17 protein-coding genes are annotated in these 16911 nt (G+C 69.0%); 14 read left to right on the forward strand and 3 right to left on the reverse strand.

What is annotated here, in order from left to right:
• Window positions 1-5: 5 nt before the first annotated feature.
• The 14 genes from ACH47Z_RS13235 to ACH47Z_RS13300 all read left to right on the forward strand — a co-directional run bounded on the left by ACH47Z_RS13235 (window position 6) and on the right by ACH47Z_RS13300 (window position 12872).
• Complete coding sequence (locus ACH47Z_RS13235; RefSeq protein WP_399073319.1) at window positions 6-653, forward strand: L-threonylcarbamoyladenylate synthase; 648 nt, start codon at window positions 6-8, stop codon at window positions 651-653.
• Window positions 650-1327, forward strand: coding sequence for a protein-tyrosine-phosphatase (locus ACH47Z_RS13240; protein ID WP_399073321.1), 678 nt, complete (start codon window positions 650-652; stop codon window positions 1325-1327). Before ACH47Z_RS13235 ends, ACH47Z_RS13240 begins: the two co-directional genes overlap by 4 nt.
• Before the next feature lie 75 nt (window positions 1328-1402).
• Complete coding sequence (gene glyA, locus ACH47Z_RS13245) at window positions 1403-2644, forward strand: serine hydroxymethyltransferase (protein ID WP_399073322.1); 1242 nt, start codon at window positions 1403-1405, stop codon at window positions 2642-2644.
• Between the two features lie 151 nt (window positions 2645-2795).
• Window positions 2796-4139, forward strand: coding sequence for an MraY family glycosyltransferase (locus ACH47Z_RS13250; protein WP_399073323.1), 1344 nt, complete (start codon window positions 2796-2798; stop codon window positions 4137-4139).
• A 304-nt stretch (window positions 4140-4443) separates the two neighbouring features.
• Window positions 4444-4881, forward strand: a complete 438-nt coding sequence (locus ACH47Z_RS13255; RefSeq protein ID WP_399073324.1) for a hypothetical protein — start codon at window positions 4444-4446, stop codon at window positions 4879-4881.
• A 273-nt stretch (window positions 4882-5154) separates the two neighbouring features.
• A complete protein-coding gene (atpB, locus tag ACH47Z_RS13260; RefSeq protein ID WP_399073413.1) occupies window positions 5155-5925 on the forward strand; it encodes a F0F1 ATP synthase subunit A in 771 nt (256 codons plus the stop codon).
• A gap of 76 nt (window positions 5926-6001) precedes the next feature.
• Window positions 6002-6250, forward strand: coding sequence for an ATP synthase F0 subunit C (gene atpE / locus ACH47Z_RS13265; RefSeq protein WP_023546735.1), 249 nt, complete (start codon window positions 6002-6004; stop codon window positions 6248-6250).
• 39 nt (window positions 6251-6289) lie between these two features.
• A complete protein-coding gene (locus ACH47Z_RS13270; protein ID WP_399073325.1) occupies window positions 6290-6841 on the forward strand; it encodes a F0F1 ATP synthase subunit B in 552 nt (183 codons plus the stop codon).
• Entirely contained in the window at window positions 6838-7653 is an 816-nt protein-coding gene (locus ACH47Z_RS13275) for a F0F1 ATP synthase subunit delta (protein ID WP_399073326.1), read from the forward strand. The genes ACH47Z_RS13270 and ACH47Z_RS13275 overlap by 4 nt, the downstream gene beginning before the upstream one ends.
• A 168-nt stretch (window positions 7654-7821) precedes the next feature.
• Entirely contained in the window at window positions 7822-9414 is a 1593-nt protein-coding gene (gene atpA, locus ACH47Z_RS13280) for a F0F1 ATP synthase subunit alpha (RefSeq protein ID WP_399073327.1), read from the forward strand.
• Window positions 9415-9435: 21 nt separating this feature from the next.
• Complete coding sequence (locus tag ACH47Z_RS13285; protein ID WP_399073328.1) at window positions 9436-10353, forward strand: F0F1 ATP synthase subunit gamma; 918 nt, start codon at window positions 9436-9438, stop codon at window positions 10351-10353.
• Complete coding sequence (atpD, locus tag ACH47Z_RS13290) at window positions 10354-11790, forward strand: F0F1 ATP synthase subunit beta (RefSeq protein WP_399073329.1); 1437 nt, start codon at window positions 10354-10356, stop codon at window positions 11788-11790.
• A gap of 130 nt (window positions 11791-11920) precedes the next feature.
• Complete coding sequence (locus ACH47Z_RS13295; RefSeq protein ID WP_399073330.1) at window positions 11921-12295, forward strand: F0F1 ATP synthase subunit epsilon; 375 nt, start codon at window positions 11921-11923, stop codon at window positions 12293-12295.
• 130 nt (window positions 12296-12425) lie between these two features.
• A complete protein-coding gene (locus ACH47Z_RS13300; protein ID WP_399073331.1) occupies window positions 12426-12872 on the forward strand; it encodes a DUF2550 domain-containing protein in 447 nt (148 codons plus the stop codon).
• 73 nt (window positions 12873-12945) lie between these two features.
• Here ACH47Z_RS13300 and ACH47Z_RS13305 read toward each other — a convergent pair whose 3' ends face one another.
• The 3 genes from ACH47Z_RS13305 to ACH47Z_RS13315 all read right to left on the reverse strand — a co-directional run bounded on the left by ACH47Z_RS13305 (window position 12946) and on the right by ACH47Z_RS13315 (window position 16803).
• On the reverse strand, window positions 12946-14766 hold the full coding sequence (locus ACH47Z_RS13305) for a glycosyl hydrolase family 18 protein (protein ID WP_399073332.1): 1821 nt from the start codon (window positions 14764-14766) through the stop codon (window positions 12946-12948).
• Between the two features lie 150 nt (window positions 14767-14916).
• Window positions 14917-15570, reverse strand: coding sequence for a response regulator (locus ACH47Z_RS13310; protein WP_399073333.1), 654 nt, complete (start codon window positions 15568-15570; stop codon window positions 14917-14919).
• A gap of 48 nt (window positions 15571-15618) precedes the next feature.
• A complete protein-coding gene (locus tag ACH47Z_RS13315) occupies window positions 15619-16803 on the reverse strand; it encodes a sensor histidine kinase (protein ID WP_399073334.1) in 1185 nt (394 codons plus the stop codon).
• Between the last annotated feature and the right edge of the window lie 108 nt (window positions 16804-16911).

Below are 16911 nucleotides of genomic sequence, written 5' to 3' on the forward strand. Positions count from 1 at the left end.
GCTAGATGGCACGGCGATACGACACCAACGACGCGACCGACCGCACGACGGGTCTGCGCGAGGCCGCGTCCGCCGTCCGCCGGGGCGAGCTGGTGGTGCTGCCGACCGACACGGTGTACGGCATCGGTGCGGACGCGTTCTCCTCGGAGGCCGTCGCCGATCTGCTCGCCGCCAAGGGCCGGGGCCGCTCCATGCCCACCCCTGTCCTCATCGGCTCCCCGAACACCCTGCACGGCCTCGTCACGGACTTCTCCGAGCTGGCCTGGGAGCTGGTCGACGCGTTCTGGCCGGGCGCCCTGACGCTGGTCGCCAAGCACCAGCCGTCGCTCCAGTGGGACCTGGGTGACACGCGGGGCACGGTCGCCATCCGGATGCCCCTCCACCCGGTCGCGATCGAGCTGCTGACGGAGGTCGGCCCGATGGCGGTGTCGTCGGCGAACCTCACCGGGCACCCGGCGCCGGAGGACTGTGACGCCGCCCAGGAGATGCTCGGCGACTCCGTCTCCGTCTACCTCGACGGCGGCCCGACCCCCGGCATCGTGCCGTCGTCCATCGTCGACGTCACCCGTGACGTGCCCGTGCTGCTGCGCGAGGGCGCGATCTCGGCGGAGGAGCTGCGGAAGGTCGTACCTGACCTCGAGGTGGCGAATTGACGGCCCCTGAAGCGGGGCGTGGCATAGGCAACGGGGACAGCGCGGCGGAGACGACCACGACCTTCGGCTTTCCGCGCGACACCTTCCGCATCCTCCACGTCAGCACCGGCAACGTGTGCCGCTCGCCCATCACCGAGCGGCTGACCCGCCATTTCGTCGCGGAGCGGCTCGGCATACTCGGCGGCGGGCTGATCGTGGAGAGCGCGGGCACCTGGGGCCACGAGGGCGCCCCGATGGAGGCCAACGCGGAGACGGTCCTGGCCGAGTTCGGCGCGGACGCCTCCGGCTTCTGCGGCCGGGAGCTGCTGGACGAGCACGTGATCATGGCCGACCTGGTGCTGACGGCCACCCGGGACCACCGCGCCCAGGTCATCTCCATGGGCCACTCGGCGGGCCTGCGCACCTTCACCCTGAAGGAGTTCACCCGCCTGGTCCGCGCGATAGACCCCGCCACCCTGCCCCCGCTGGAGGACGGCGTGGTCATGCGCGCCCGCGCCCTGGTCCGCGCGGCGGCCGCTCTACGCGGGTGGCTCCTGGCCCCCACGGCGGAGGCGGACGAGGTGTACGACCCGTACGGCGCCCCGCTGCCGTTCTTCCGGTCGGTCGGGGACGAGATACATCAGGCGCTGGATCCGGTGGTGACTGCGCTTACGGGTGTAGCGGCTCGGACATAAGGCGTATAAGCGGGCGTGGGGTGCGGGGCGGGCCTACATTGGGGTTACGTCACCGTCGACCGCCCGGAGCCCGCCATGTCGGTCACCCGCACCCTCGAGACCGATGTCCTGCGGCGACAGGACCCCGAGCTGGCCGAGATCCTGCTCGCGGAGCTGACGCGGCAGTCGACGACCCTGCAGCTGATCGCCGCCGAGAACTTCACCTCGCCCGCCGTGCTGGCCGCGCTCGGCTCGGTGCTCGCCAACAAGTACGCCGAGGGGTATCCCGGCGCCCGCTACCACGGCGGCTGCGAACTGGTCGACGTCGCCGAGCGGCTCGCCGTGGAGCGCGCCGAGACGCTGTTCGGGGCCGCGCACGCCAATGTCCAGGCCCACTCCGGCTCCTCGGCCGTCCTGGCCGCCTACGCCGCCCTGCTGCGCCCCGGTGACACCGTCCTCGCCCTCGGCCTGCACTACGGCGGCCACCTCACCCACGGCTCGCCCGCGAACTTCTCCGGCCGCTGGTTCGACTTCGTGGGGTACGGCGTCGATGCGGAGACCGGGCTCATCGACCACGACCAGGTGCGGCATCTCGCCCGTAACCACCGGCCGAAGGCGATCGTGTGCGGCTCCATCGCCTACCCCCGCCACCTCGACTACGTCTTCTTCCGCGACGTCGCCGACGAGGTCGGGGCCTACCTGATCGCCGACGCCGCGCATCCGATCGGGCTGGTCGCCGGGGGAGCGGCGCCGAACCCGGTGCCGTACGCCGATGTCGTGTGCGCCACCACCCACAAGGTGCTGCGCGGCCCGCGCGGCGGGATGATCCTGTGCGGTTCGCCGGAGCTGGCCGAGCGGATCGACCGGGCCGTGTTCCCCTTCACCCAGGGCGGCGCCCAGATGCACACCGTCGCCGCCAAGGCCGTCGCGTTCGGCGAGGCGGCAACACCGGCGTTCGCCGTGTACGCCCATCAGGTGGTCGCCAATGCGCGGGCGCTGGCCGGTCTGCTCGCCGCCGAGGGGTTCGTCGTCACCACCGGCGGCACCGACACCCATCTGATCACCGCCGACCCCGCCCCGCTCGGCGTGGACGGCCGCACCGCGCGCGGCCGGCTCGCCGCCGCCGGGATCGTGCTGGACTGCTGTGCCCTGCCGCACGGCGACGGCCGCGGCCTGCGCCTGGGTACGGCCGCGGTGACCACCCAGGGCATGGGGGAGCCGGAGATGCGGCGGATCGCCGCCCTGATGGCGGCCGTGCTGCGCGGCGAGGCCGACCCGGCCGGGGCACGGGAGGAAGTGCGCGAACTCACCGTCGGTTTTCCGCCGTATCCAGGCTGAACGGGGGCAGGAGCTCTCCCGTAGACCTCGATGTGCGCCGTACTCCACAGCCACACATGCAACCATCGTGGCTACCCGGCAGTCCCCATCCATATACGTCCATCGCTAGGGTGTGGGGCTGTGATGGCCAGCGAGACCTGTGGGGAAGCCTGTGCGTGAATACCTGCTGACGCTCTGCGTCACGGCCGCGGTGACCTACCTGCTGACAGGGCCGGTACGGAAGTTCGCGATCGTGGCCGGGGCGATGCCGGAGATCCGGGCCCGTGACGTGCACCGGGAACCCACTCCGCGCCTCGGCGGTATCGCCATGTTCTTCGGCCTGTGCGCGGGCCTGCTGGTCGCCGATCACCTGACCAACCTCGACGAGGTCTTCGCGAAGTCGAACGAGCCGAGGGCCCTGCTCTCCGGCGCGGCCCTGATCTGGCTGATCGGCGTCCTGGACGACAAGTTCGAGATCGACGCCCTGATCAAGCTCGGCGGGCAGATGATCGCCGCGGGCGTGATGGTCATGCAGGGTCTGACGATCCTGTGGCTGCCCGTCCCCGGCGTCGGCAACGTGGCGCTGACCCAGTGGCAGGGCACCCTGCTGACGGTCGCGCTCGTCGTCATCACGATCAACGCCGTGAACTTCGTGGACGGCCTGGACGGCCTCGCCGCCGGCATGGTGTGCATCGCGGCGGGCGCGTTCTTCCTGTACGCCTACCGGATCTGGTACTCGTACGGCATCGAGGCCGCCGCTCCCGGCACCCTGTTCGCGGCGATCCTGATGGGCATGTGCCTGGGCTTCCTGCCGCACAACATGCACCCCGCGCGGATCTTCATGGGCGACTCGGGCTCGATGCTGATCGGCCTGGTGCTGGCGGCGGGCGCGATCTCGATCACCGGCCAGCTGGACCCGGACGCGCTGAAGCTGTTCGCCGGGTCCGAGAAGGCGGCCGTGCACCAGACGGTCCCGGTCTACATCCCGCTGCTGCTCCCGCTGACGATCATCGCCGTGCCGGCCGCCGACCTGGTGCTGGCCATCGTCCGCCGCACCTGGCGCGGCCAGTCGCCGTTCGCCGCCGACCGCGGGCATCTGCACCACCGGCTGCTGGAGATCGGCCACTCGCACAGCCGGGCCGTGCTGATCATGTACTTCTGGTCGGCCCTGATCGCCTTCGGCGCCCTCGCCTACTCGGTGAACTCGGCGTCCATGTGGATCGTGCTCGGCGTGGTCTTCCTCAGCGCGGTCGGCCTGGTCCTGCTGCTGCTCCCGCGCTTCACGCCGCGCGTGCCGGTGTGGGCGCAGGCCTTCGTGCCGCCCCGTTACCGCAGGCGGCGCCGGGCGGCGCGGGCGGCTGAGGCCGCGGCTGAGGCCGCGGCCGAGGCGGCTGTGGCGGATGCGGCCTGTGAGGCGGAGGAGCCGGCGGAACGGGCGCCCGTCACGGCCGGGATGTCACGCGTCAACGGGGCGACCGCTATTGGCCCCCGTTCGCGTTTTGTTGATCGTCACTGAGACCGGTCAAGGTAAGAGTCTGACGAGAGCATTGCCAACTCGTGGGGGAGCAAAGTCCCCTAATACCAGACAAGTGGGCGCGGTTTTTGCACAGACGCGCACCGTCACTCTCATGTGTGACAGCAAGCACACCTACCGGGTAAAGACCTCATCAAATAGTTTGTGATACGGTTCACGAGAACCCGGGATAGAGCCGAAGGACCGTAGTGCGACGGTCCATTGGTGTGAGGTCTCGATCACTCAGCCCGGGACTACGCTCGTCCATGACGACACCCTGCCCCCTTGTGAAAGCGGAGTTGCCGCCATGCCGTCCAATGACGCCCGGAACCTTCTGCGGATCGCTGTGCCCACAGCGGTCGCAGGCGTGATCGCCGTCGCCGTGAGCGCCGCGGTCGCGGGGGGCAAGGGCGCGCTCGGCGCGGTCGTCGGCACGCTGCTGGCCATCCTGTTCATGGGAATCGGCCTCTACGTGCTCCAGTGGACGGCAAAAACGCTCCCGCAGCTGTTCCAGATGATGGGCCTGTTGCTCTATGTGGCCCAGCTGCTGCTCCTCCTGATCTTCGTCGCTGTTTTCAAGGACACCTCTCTCTTCAATCCGAAGACGTTCGCCGCGTCGCTCGTCGTCGCAACCGTCGTGTGGATGGCCGCGCAGGCTCGCGCCCACATGAAGGCCAAGATCTTCTACGTCGACCCGGACTCCGCGAAGAGTGAGAAGCCCGAGAAGACAGGGCCGAAGCCGTGAGGGGTAGGGGCGGGATAAAGGCTTGTGAGATCTCCTGCTATCGTCCGGTGCCAACTGCGGCATCGCGGGCGCGGGCATCTGAGCTGACGCCTGCTCAATCGCGAGGCTCGATGCCCCCCAGCCGCCCCCACATCCGTAACACCAGTCCGGTGCCGATCCGCGGCCCTGTGCCGCGCCGACACAACGAGGTTGCCGTACCCATGCGTCATGCCGAAGGAGCCCGTGGTGAGTGCTGACCAGACCCAGCTCGCCTTTGACTGGAGTTGTCGGGTCATGTCCGACAACGGGTGTGGCTTCCCGGCCCCGGGCCTGAACTCGTTCCTGTTCAAGCCGCTCTTCACTGTCGGGGGCTTCGAGTTCAACAAGGTGATGCTGCTCGCGCTCGTCACCACCCTGCTCATCGTCGTCTTCTTCTCGGCGGCCTTCGGCAAGGCCAAGGTCGTCCCGGGCAAGCTCCAGATGGTCGGCGAGGCCGGCTACGACTTCGTGCGCCGCAGCATCGTGTACGAGACCCTCGGCAAGCGCGAGGGCGAGAAGTGGGTGCCGCTCATGGTGTCCATCTTCTTCTTCGTCTGGATCATGAATGTCTGGTCCGTGATCCCGCTGGCGCAGTTCCCGGTCTCCTCGGTGATCGCCTTCCCGGCGGTGCTGGCCGCGATCGTCTGGATCACCTGGGTCGCGCTCACCTTCAAGAAGCACGGCTTCGTCGGCTTCTTCAAGAACGTCACGGGCTACGACAAGTCGCTCGGCGGCGTGCTGCCCCTCGTCATGGTCATCGAGTTCTTCTCGAACCTGCTGGTCCGCCCGTTCACGCACGCGGTGCGACTCTTCGCCAACATGTTCGCCGGTCACCTGATGCTGGTCATGTTCACCGCGGCCTCCTGGTACCTGCTGAACAGCTGGCTGGTCGTGGGCGCCGGCGTCTCCTTCGTGATGACGATGGCGATGATCCTCTTCGAGCTCTTCGTCCAGGCCGTCCAGGCGTACGTCTTCGTGCTGCTGGCCTGCTCCTACATTCAGGGCGCTCTCGCCGAGCACCACTGAGTCGTACCACCCCGCCAACCCCCAGACGTCCGGTGGCCAACCCCCACCGGTCCATGAAAGAGAAGGAAGAACCGGCATGTCCGCTGCTCTTGAGACCCTCGCCGCCACCGCTGGTGTCCACGGCTCCGTCGGCTCGATCGGCTACGGCCTCGCTGCGATCGGCCCCGGCATCGGCGTCGGCATCATCTTCGGTAACGGCACCCAGGCCCTCGCCCGCCAGCCCGAGGCGGCCGGTCTGATCCGCGCCAACCAGATCCTGGGCTTCGCCTTCTGTGAGGCGCTCGCCCTCATCGGCATCGTTATGCCGTTCGTGTTCGGTAAGTAATCACCCCTTACCCGACACGAAACGACGAAAGGCACTGATGTGATCGCCAACCTGGCACAGCTGGCGGCCGCTGAGACCGAGCAGAACCCGCTCGTCCCGGCCGGTCCCGAGCTGCTCGTCGGCACCATCGCCTTCGCCATCGTGTTCTTCTTCTTCTGGAAGAAGCTGCTTCCGAACATCAACAAGGTTCTGGAGGAGCGCCGCGCGGCGATCGAAGGCGGTATCGAAGAGGCCGACGCCATGAAGGTCGAGGCCCAGAGCGTCCTTGAGCAGTACAAGGCTCAGCTCGCCGAGGCCCGGCACGAGGCCGCGCGCCTGCGCCAGGAGGCGCAGGAGCAGGGTGCCGCGCTCATCGCCGAGATGCGGGCCGAGGGCCAGCGGCAGCGCGAGGAGATCGTCGCCGCCGGTCACACCCAGATCGAGGCCGACCGCAAGGCCGCCGCGCAGACGCTGCGTCAGGACGTGGGCAAGCTCGCCACCGAACTGGCCGGCAGGCTGGTCGGCGAGTCCCTCGAGGACCACGCCCGCCAGAGCCGTGTGATCGACCGCTTCCTCGACGAGCTCGAGGAGAAGGCCGAGGCCACGCGATGAACGGAGCGAGCCGCGAGGCCCTGGCTGCCGCACGTGAGCGTCTCGACGCGCTGACGGACTCCACGTCCGTGGACGCCGCATCGCTCGCGGACGAGCTGGCGGCCGTCACCGCGCTGCTCGACCGCGAGGCCGGCCTGCGCCGGGTCCTCACCGACCCGGCGCAGCAGGCGGAGGCCAAGGCGGAGCTGGTCCAGCGCCTGATCGGCGGCCAGGTCAGCGGTCCCGCCGCCGACCTGGTGGCCGGGATGGCCCGCGCCCGCTGGTCGCAGTCCCGCGACCTGGTGGACGCGCTGGAGGAACTGGCGGACATCGCCGACCTCACCGCCGCGGAGAAGTCGGGCACGCTGGACGACGTGGAGGACGAGCTGTTCCGGTTCGGCCGGATCGTCTCCTCCAGCACCGAGCTGCGCGCCGCGCTGACCGACCGTGCCGCCGGTACGGGCGCCAAGACCGAGCTGCTGCACCGGCTGCTCGGCGGACGTGCCAAGCCGGCCACCGAGCGTCTGGTCACGCGCCTTGTGACCGTGCCGCGTGGACGTAGCCTGGAAGCGGGACTGGAGTCCCTGTCCAAGCTGGCCGCCGAGCGCCGGGACCGCATGGTCGCCGTCGTCACCTCGGCGGTGCCGCTGAGTGACGGCCAGAAGCAGCGCCTCGGCGCCGCCCTCGCCAAGCTCTACGGCCGTCGGATGCACCTCAACCTGGACGTGGACCCCGAGGTGATCGGCGGCATCCGGGTGCAGGTCGGTGACGAGGTCATCAACGGCTCCCTCGCGGACCGGCTGGACGACGCCGCCCGCCGCATGGCGAGCTAGCAGCAACTCGATCATCTCGAATATTTCGAACATCGCGAATATCTCGAGAAAAGCAGTACGTACTTACGGCCCTGGTTGGGCCGTGCAGAGGATTCACCTCTTACAGGGGGGAGTCCCCATCCCCCCCAAGTGAAACTTCGGGCCCAACAAGGAGAGCAGGGAACCCAGATGGCGGAGCTCACGATCCGGCCGGAGGAGATCCGGGACGCGCTGGAGAACTTCGTCCAGTCGTACAAGCCGGACGCGGCCTCGCGCGAGGAGGTCGGTACGGTCACCCTTGCCGGCGACGGCATCGCGAAGGTCGAGGGTCTTCCCTCGGCCATGGCCAACGAACTGCTGAAGTTCGAGGACGGCACCCTCGGCCTCGCCCTCAACCTCGAGGAGCGCGAGATCGGTGCCATCGTCCTCGGTGAGTTCAGCGGCATCGAGGAGGGTCAGCCGGTCACCCGTACCGGTGAGGTCCTCTCCGTCGCGGTCGGCGAGGGCTACCTCGGCCGTGTCGTCGACCCGCTCGGCAACCCGATCGACGGCCTCGGCGAGATCGAGACGTCCGGCCGCCGTGCGCTGGAGCTGCAGGCCCCCACGGTCATGCAGCGCAAGTCGGTGCACGAGCCGATGGAGACCGGCTACAAGGCCGTCGACGCGATGACCCCGATCGGCCGCGGTCAGCGTCAGCTGATCATCGGTGACCGCCAGACCGGCAAGACCGCCCTGGCCGTCGACACGATCATCAACCAGCGCGACAACTGGCGCACCGGCGACCCGAAGAAGCAGGTCCGCTGCATCTACGTCGCCATCGGCCAGAAGGGCTCCACCATCGCCGGCGTGCGCCGCGCGCTGGAGGAGAACGGCGCCCTGGAGTACACGACCATCGTCGCCGCCCCGGCGTCCGACCCGGCCGGCTTCAAGTACCTGGCGCCGTACACCGGTTCGGCCATCGGCCAGCAGTGGATGTACGAGGGCAAGCACGTCCTGATCATCTTCGACGACCTGTCGAAGCAGGCCGACGCCTACCGCGCCGTGTCCCTGCTGCTGCGCCGCCCGCCGGGCCGTGAGGCCTACCCGGGTGACGTCTTCTACCTGCACTCCCGTCTGCTGGAGCGCTGCGCGAAGCTCTCCGACGACATGGGTGCCGGCTCGATGACCGGTCTGCCGATCGTCGAGACCAAGGCCAACGACGTCTCGGCGTTCATCCCGACCAACGTCATCTCCATCACCGACGGCCAGTGCTTCCTGGAGTCGGACCTGTTCAACGCCGGTCAGCGTCCCGCGCTGAACGTCGGTATCTCCGTCTCCCGAGTCGGTGGTTCCGCCCAGCACAAGGCGATGCGCCAGGTCTCCGGCCGTCTGCGTGTGGACCTCGCCCAGTTCCGTGAGCTGGAGGCGTTCGCCGCCTTCGGTTCCGACCTGGACGCGGCCTCGAAGGCCCAGCTGGAGCGCGGTTCGCGCATGGTCGAGCTGCTGAAGCAGGACCAGTACCAGCCGATGGCCACCGAGGACCAGGTCGTCTCCGTCTGGGCCGGCACCAACGGCCGTATGGACGACGTGCCGGTCAACGACATCCGCCGCTTCGAGAAGGAACTGATCGACTTCCTGCACCGGAAGCACCAGGGCCTGATGACCTCCATCAAGGAGGGCGCCAAGATGTCGGACGACACCATCCAGGCGGTCGACGACGCGGTGGCGGAGTTCAAGAAGCAGTTCGAGACCTCGGACGGCAAGCTGCTCGGCGAGGACACTCCGGCCGCTGCCGCCAAGTGACGTAAGGAAGGGACCTGACTCATGGGAGCCCAGCTCCGGGTCTACAAGCGTCGCATCCGATCCGTCACCGCGACCAAGAAGATCACCAAGGCGATGGAGATGATCGCCGCCTCGCGCGTCGTCAAGGCGCAGCGCAAGGTGGCGGCCTCCACGCCGTACGCGCAGGAACTGACCCGCGCGGTCACGGCGGTCGGTACGGGTTCGAACACCAAGCACCCGCTCACCACGGAGGCGGAGAACCCGGCCCGCGCCGCGGTTCTGCTCCTCACGAGCGACCGCGGTCTGGCCGGCGCCTTCAACTCCAACGCCATCAAGGCGGCGGAGCAGCTGACCGAGCGCCTGGAGCGCGAGGGCAAGCAGGTCGACACGTACATCGTCGGCCGGCGCGGTGTCGCCCACTACAACTTCCGTGAGCGCACCATCGCGGAGTCGTTCACCGGCTTCACGGACGAGCCGTCGTACGCGGACGCCAAGAAGGTCGCGGCGCCCCTGATCGAGGCCATCGAGAAGGACACGGCCGAGGGTGGTGTGGACGAGCTCCACATCGTCTTCACCGAGTTCGTCTCGATGATGACGCAGACGGCGCTGGACGCCCGGCTCCTGCCGCTGCGCCTCGAAGAGGTCGCCGAGGAGGCTCACCCCAAGGGGGAGATCCTCCCGCTGTACGACTTCGAGCCCTCGGCGGAGGACGTCCTCGACGCCCTGCTGCCGCGCTACGTGGAGAGCCGCATCTACAACGCGCTGCTCCAGTCGGCCGCTTCGAAGCACGCCGCCACGCGGCGCGCGATGAAGTCGGCCACCGACAACGCGGGCGAGCTGATCAACTCGCTCTCCCGTCTTGCCAACGCGGCCCGCCAGGCCGAAATCACCCAGGAAATCAGCGAGATCGTCGGTGGCGCGAGCGCCCTGGCCGACGCGACCGCGGGGAGTGACCGATAAATGACCACCACTGTTGAGACCGCGGCGGCTACGGGCCGCGTCGCCCGGGTCATCGGCCCGGTCGTCGACGTGGAGTTCCCCGTCGACGCGATGCCGGACATCTACAACGCCCTTCACGTCGACGTGGCCGACCCGGCCAACGCCGGCGAGAAGAAGACGCTGACCCTGGAGGTCGCCCAGCACCTGGGTGACGGCCTGGTCCGCACCATCTCCATGCAGCCCACCGACGGTCTGGTCCGCCAGGCCGCCGTGACGGACACCGGCAACTCCATCACGGTGCCGGTCGGCGACTTCACCAAGGGCAAGGTGTTCAACACCCTCGGTGAGGTGCTGAACGTCGACGAGAAGTACGAGGGCGAGCGCTGGGGCATCCACCGCAAGGCCCCGAACTTCGACGAGCTCGAGTCGAAGACCGAGATGTTCGAGACCGGCGTCAAGGTCATCGACCTGCTCACCCCGTACGTCAAGGGCGGCAAGATCGGCCTGTTCGGCGGCGCCGGCGTCGGCAAGACGGTGCTCATCCAGGAGATGATCTACCGTGTCGCCAACAACCACGACGGTGTCTCCGTGTTCGCCGGTGTCGGTGAGCGCACCCGTGAGGGCAACGACCTGATCGAGGAGATGTCCGACTCGGGCGTCATCGACAAGACCGCCCTGGTCTTCGGTCAGATGGACGAGCCCCCGGGCACCCGTCTGCGCGTCGCGCTGGCCGGCCTCACCATGGCCGAGTACTTCCGTGACGTCCAGAAGCAGGACGTGCTGTTCTTCATCGACAACATCTTCCGCTTCACGCAGGCCGGTTCCGAGGTGTCGACCCTGCTCGGCCGTATGCCCTCCGCGGTGGGTTACCAGCCGAACCTGGCCGACGAGATGGGTCTCCTCCAGGAGCGCATCACCTCGACCCGTGGTCACTCGATCACCTCGATGCAGGCGATCTACGTCCCCGCCGACGACCTGACCGACCCGGCCCCGGCCACCACCTTCGCCCACCTCGACGCGACGACGGTTCTGTCCCGTCCGATCTCCGAGAAGGGCATCTACCCGGCCGTGGACCCGCTGGACTCCACGTCCCGGATCCTGGACCCGCGCTACATCGCGGCGGACCACTACAACGCGGCCATGCGCGTGAAGACGGTCCTCCAGAAGTACAAGGACCTCCAGGACATCATCGCGATCCTCGGTATCGACGAGCTCGGCGAGGAGGACAAGCTCGTTGTCCACCGCGCCCGTCGCGTGGAGCGCTTCCTGTCCCAGAACACCCACGTCGCCAAGCAGTTCACCGGCGTCGACGGGTCGGACGTCCCGCTGGACGAGTCGATCGCGGCCTTCAACGCGATCATCGACGGTGAGTACGACCACTTCCCGGAGCAGGCGTTCTTCATGTGCGGTGGCATTGAGGACCTCAAGGCCAACGCCAAGGAGCTGGGCGTCTCCTGAACTCCCTGAGTTCGAGTGAGAGGGGCACGGACGCACCCTTTCGGGGTGTGTCCAGCCCCTCTCTCCACGCCCACTAGAATTGACCCCAACACCCGGCAGAACCGCCGGGTGGTGACCCGAGGAGCCACCCTTGGCTGCTGAGCTGCACGTCGAGCTGGTCGCCGCCGACCGCCAGGTCTGGTCCGGTGAGGCCACCCTGGTCGTCGCGCGCACCACGTCCGGCGACATCGGCGTCATGCCCGGTCACCAGCCGCTGCTCGGTGTGCTGGAGTCGGGCCCGGTGACCATCCGTACGAGTGAAGGTGGAACGGTCGTCGCCGCGGTGCACGGCGGTTTCATCTCGTTCGCGGACGACAAGCTGTCCCTGCTGGCCGAGATCGCCGAGCTGTCGGACGAGATCGATGTCCAGCGCACGGAGCGGGAGCTGGAGCGCGCGAAGGCGGAGGGCGACGCCGCCGCCGAGCGCCGCGCGGATGTCCGCCTGCGTGCGGCGGCGGCGAGCTAGACGCTGCGCGCTGTGCGTTGATGTGACTCAGCCGCGGCTGGGACCGGAGCGATCCGGCCCCAGCCGCGGCTGAGGTAAATGTGGGTGTTTTTTCCGTTCCATTACCTAGGAGACGAGGAGGTCGGTGTCGATGGTCCTCGCTCTGACTGTGGTCGCGATCGTGGTCGCGCTCGTGGTGGTGGGACTCTTCCTGTTCGGGCTGCGCCGCAGACTGATCCAGCGCTCCGGCGGCACCTTCGACTGTTCCCTGCGCTGGGACGTGACCGAGAAACCGGACGCGAGCGGCAAGGGCTGGTCCTACGGCGTCGCCCGCTACAACGGCGACCGCATCGAGTGGTACCGCGTCTTCTCCTACGCCGTCCGCCCGCGCCGCACCCTGGAGCGCGCCGCCATCGAGGTGGCCGGCCGTCGGCTGCCCGAGGGCGAGGAGGAGCTGGCGCTGCTCTCCGACGCGGTGGTCCTCGCCTGTACGGTGCGGGGCACGCGCCTTGAACTCGCCATGAGCGAAGACGCGCTGACCGGATTCCTCGCGTGGCTGGAGGCAGCCCCGCCCGGACAGCGAGTGAATGTGGCGTAGCCACATTCACTCGCTGGGTGGGGGTCCCCCCGGACGAAGTCTGGGGGAGCGTCAATGTTGCCTAGTAGCCCTTTTACAGATTGCTGCTGATGGCGTTCACCAGCTCACCGTTGCTGGTGTCGCCGCTGAACTCCCAGAAGAACGCGCCGCCGAGCCCCTGTGCCTTGGCCCAGCCCATCTTCCCGGCGATGGTCGACGGGGTGTCGTACGACCACCAGTTGCTGCCACAGTGCGCGTACGCCGTGCCGGCGATCGTGCCGGTGACCGGGCAGGACGTCTTGAGCACCTTGTAGTCCTCGATGCCCTGCTCGTACGTGCCCGCCGCCGGGCCCGTGGCCGTGCCGCCCGGGGCGTCCTGCGTCACACCGGTCCAGCCGCGCCCGTAGAGGCCGATGCCGATGAGCAGCTTGGACGCGGGGACGCCGGTCGACCTGTACTTGGCGATGGCGTCGGCCGTGTCGAAGCCGGCCTTCGGTATGCCGGAGTACGAGGTGAGCGGGGAGTGCGGGGCGGTCGGGCCCTTGGCGTCCCAGGCGCCGAAGAAGTCGTACGACATCACGTTGTACCAGTCGACGTACTGGGCGGCCCCGGCGTAGTCGGCGGCCTCGATCTTGCCGCCGGAGGAGCCGTCGGCGGTGACCGCGGCCGTGACCAGCTTGCCGCTGCCGAACTTGGCGCGCAGCGCGGCCATCACGTTCTTGAAGGCCGCCGCGCCGCTGGTGTCACAGGACAGCCCGCAGGCGTTCGGGTACTCCCAGTCGATGTCGATGCCGTCGAAGACGTCGGCCCAGCGCGGGTCGTTGACCAGGTTGTAGCAGGAGTCCGCGAACGCGGTGGGGTTGGCCGCCGCCTGCCCGAAGCCGCCGGACCAGGTCCAGCCGCCGAAGGACCACAGCACCTTCAGGTTCGGGTACTTGGCCTTCAGCTCACGCAGCTGGTTGAAGTTGCCGCGCAGCGGCTGGTCCCAGGTGTCGGCGACGCCGCTGACGGACTGGTCGGCCGTGAACGCCTTGTCGTAGTCGGCGTAGGAGTCACCGATCGCGCACTGGCCGTTCGTCACGTTGCCGAAGGCGTAGTTGATGTGCGTGATCTTCGCGGCCGAGCCGGACGTCACCAGGTTCTTGACGTTGTAGTTGCGGCCGTAGATGCCCCACTCGGTGAAGTAGCCGAGCTTGACCTTGCCACTGCTCGGCGGGGGAGTGGTGCCTCCGCCGGTGGTGTGGACGGCGACGGCGCCGCTGACCGGGCCGGTCTGGTCGGCGGTGTCGCGGGCCTGGACGGTGTAGGAGTAGTCGGTGCCGGCGGTCAGACCGGTGTCCGTGTACGAGGTGGTCGTCACCGTGGAGACGACCTTGCCGTCGCGCAGGACGTCGTAGTTCTTGACGCCCTTGTCGTCGGTGGCCGCGCTCCAGCTGAGCTTCGCCGAGGTGTCGGTGACGCTGGACGCGGTCGGAGTGCCGGGCGCGCTCGGCGGGTTGTCGCCGGGGACGGTCGTACCGTCACAACTGTCGCCGTTCAGCTTGCAGTTGGACGGCGAGCCCGATCCGGCGCCGTTGAAGCCGAAGGAGACGGAGGCGCCCGGGGCGATGGTGCCGTTGTAGGACTTGTTCTTGGCGGTCCAGTGGGTGCCGGAGCTGGTGACGTCCGCGTCCCAGGCGGAGGTGACCGACGTACCGGAGGGGAAGTCCCACTCGACGGTCCATGAACTGATGCTGCTGGTACCGGTGTTCTTGACGGTCCACTGACCGCCGAAGCCGGTGCCCCAGTCGCTGGTCTTGGTGTAGGTGGCGGTTGCGTTCGTCGCGGCCTGGGCGGGGCCCGCGATGCCGACCAGACCGGCCAGGGGGAGCAACAGGGTCGCGAACCCTGCCGCGGCTCTGTGTCTGAAGCGCATGGTGCGCCTCCCTTGTGATGGGGGTGGGTATCAGGGGCATGACTGAGCCTTCACGCCCACGGTGCTGCGAGAGTAGAAAGGTCTGGACCACGGGTCAATAGGTCTGGACCAATTCGAGGGAGGCTCCAGCGGCCCTCGCCGGCTCTCTCGTTAGATCCCCAACTCCTGTGCCAGGACGGCCGCTTGGACCCGGCTGCGCAGCTCCAGCTTGCCCAGCAGCCGGCTGACGTGGGTCTTCACCGTGCCCTCCGCCATCCGCAGCCGCTCGGCGATCTGGGCGTTGGACAGCCCCTCGCCGACGCAGGACAGCACCTCGCGCTCACGCGGGGTGAGACCGTCGAGCACGGCGGGGTCGGCGCTCGTCCCGCGCACCGGTGTGGCGGCGAACTCGGCGATGAGCCGCCGGGTGACGGCAGGCGCGACGACCCCTTCCCCACGCGCCACTGTCCGCACGGCCTCCAGCAGATCCCGGGCCTCGGTGTTCTTCAGCAGAAATCCGGCCGCCCCCGCGCGCAGCGCCCCGAAGACGTACTCGTCGAGGTCGAAGGTGGTCAGTACAAGCACATCCGCGAGCCCCTCGGAGACGATGGCCCGGGTCGCCGACACCCCGTCCAGGCACGGCATCTGCACATCCATCAGGACGAGATCCGGCCGAAGTTCGCGGGCCAGCTCCACCGCCTGCTCGCCGTCCGCCGCCTCGCCGGCCACCTCGATGTCGGGTGCGCTGCGCAGGATCAGCACGAGCCCGGCGCGGACGGCAGACTGGTCCTCGGCGACGAGGACCCGGATGGCGGGGGTGGTCATGTGAGGTCTCCAAGGCGTTTTCGGCGGTGAGGGTGCGGGTGGTGTGGGTCATGTGAGGTCTTCCCGGTCGACCGGGAGAGCGGCGCGCACGGCCCACAGACCGCCCCCGGGTCCCGCCTCGGGCCCGGCCGCGAAGCTGCCGCCGAGCAGCGCGGCCCGCTCCCGCATCCCGGCGAGCCCGGAGCCCGAGCCGGGGGCGCGGGGGCCGTCACCGGCCCGGTAGGCGCTGGTGACGTGGATGTGCAAGGCGCCGTCCTGCTGCCGCAGCGTGACCTCGACGGGCCCTTCGGCCGCGTGCTTGAGGGCGTTGGTCAGTGACTCCTGCACGATCCGGTACGCGGCCAGCTCGACCGGCGCGGGCACCCGGCCGTGCCCGTCCACCAGACGGACGTCCAGGCCGTTGGTGCGGGCGCCCTTGACCAGCGTGGCCAGGCCGTCGAGCGTCGGTGTCGCGGCGGGCTCCAGATCCCCGCTGCTGTCGCGGAGGATGCCGATCAGCCGGCGCATCTCAGCCAGTCCCTCGACGCTGTTCTCCCGGATGACGGCGAGGGCGTCCCGCGAGGTCCGCGGATCGTCGAGCGACAGCGCGGCCGTGGAGTGAATGGCGATCGCGGACAGGTGGTTGGCGACCATGTCGTGCAACTCCCGTGCCATCCGCGACCGTTCAGCGGTGACCGCCTGCGTGCGGTCCATCTCGGCCAGCAGCGCGGTCTGTTCGGCGCGCAGCCGGGCCGCCTCGGCGGCGTCGCGGTGACTGCGCACCACCCAGCCGGTCGCGGCCGGCGCGAACGCGACGATGCCGATTCCGACACCGATCAGCAACGCCTGGGCGTCGCGCAGCAGGGCCGCCGGGACGACCCCGCCGAGGACGGTCAGCATGCCGGTGATCCAGCAGATCCGGCGGGCGGAGGCCAGGCTGCCGTACAGGACGGCCGCGTAGACCAGGTCGGTGTACAGGACGACGGTGACGACGTTGCCCTGGGTGACCGTGTCCAGGGTCAGCGCCAGCGTGCCGACGAACAGGCCGACGCGTGGCCGTGAGCGGCGCAGCGGTTCGCAGGCCGCCGTCACCGCCAGCGGCAGCAGCGGCGCCCAGGCCGGGTGCCACAGCACCAGCGGGTCCGAGACCACGCGCGGATGGATCCCGAGCGCCCACAGCACCACCCCGCCGAGCAGTCCGCCCATGGCGATGCCCAGGTCGTCGCGGTGGGGGCGGGGGAGCGCTCGTGTCATGCTCCCATCCAACACGCTCGGCACCGCCCCCGCCTGCTCCCGCGGAAGGGTCCCGAACTGCAACTTTCGCTTACGACGACCTCGCCCGCGCCGACGACGAAACCGGCG

The sequence above is a fragment of the Streptomyces sp. NPDC020192 genome, from assembly GCF_044388685.1.
In the GTDB taxonomy this organism is placed as follows: domain Bacteria; phylum Actinomycetota; class Actinomycetes; order Streptomycetales; family Streptomycetaceae; genus Streptomyces.

What these genes read in the sequence shown, in the direction of transcription:
- ACH47Z_RS13305 (WP_399073332.1), bottom strand. Translation starts at nt 14,766, where the DNA reads ATGCGCTTCAGACACAGAGCCGCGGCAGGGTTCGCGACCCTGTTGCTC.
- ACH47Z_RS13300 (WP_399073331.1), top strand. Translation starts at nt 12,426, where the DNA reads ATGGTCCTCGCTCTGACTGTGGTCGCGATCGTGGTCGCGCTCGTGGTG.
- glyA (WP_399073322.1), top strand. Translation starts at nt 1,403, where the DNA reads ATGTCGGTCACCCGCACCCTCGAGACCGATGTCCTGCGGCGACAGGAC.
- ACH47Z_RS13315 (WP_399073334.1), bottom strand. Translation starts at nt 16,803, where the DNA reads ATGACACGAGCGCTCCCCCGCCCCCACCGCGACGACCTGGGCATCGCC.
- atpB (WP_399073413.1), top strand. Translation starts at nt 5,155, where the DNA reads ATGTCCGACAACGGGTGTGGCTTCCCGGCCCCGGGCCTGAACTCGTTC.
- ACH47Z_RS13235 (WP_399073319.1), top strand. Translation starts at nt 6, where the DNA reads ATGGCACGGCGATACGACACCAACGACGCGACCGACCGCACGACGGGT.
- ACH47Z_RS13255 (WP_399073324.1), top strand. Translation starts at nt 4,444, where the DNA reads ATGCCGTCCAATGACGCCCGGAACCTTCTGCGGATCGCTGTGCCCACA.
- atpA (WP_399073327.1), top strand. Translation starts at nt 7,822, where the DNA reads ATGGCGGAGCTCACGATCCGGCCGGAGGAGATCCGGGACGCGCTGGAG.
- atpD (WP_399073329.1), top strand. Translation starts at nt 10,354, where the DNA reads ATGACCACCACTGTTGAGACCGCGGCGGCTACGGGCCGCGTCGCCCGG.
- ACH47Z_RS13285 (WP_399073328.1), top strand. Translation starts at nt 9,436, where the DNA reads ATGGGAGCCCAGCTCCGGGTCTACAAGCGTCGCATCCGATCCGTCACC.
- atpE (WP_023546735.1), top strand. Translation starts at nt 6,002, where the DNA reads ATGTCCGCTGCTCTTGAGACCCTCGCCGCCACCGCTGGTGTCCACGGC.
- ACH47Z_RS13310 (WP_399073333.1), bottom strand. Translation starts at nt 15,570, where the DNA reads ATGACCACCCCCGCCATCCGGGTCCTCGTCGCCGAGGACCAGTCTGCC.
- ACH47Z_RS13275 (WP_399073326.1), top strand. Translation starts at nt 6,838, where the DNA reads ATGAACGGAGCGAGCCGCGAGGCCCTGGCTGCCGCACGTGAGCGTCTC.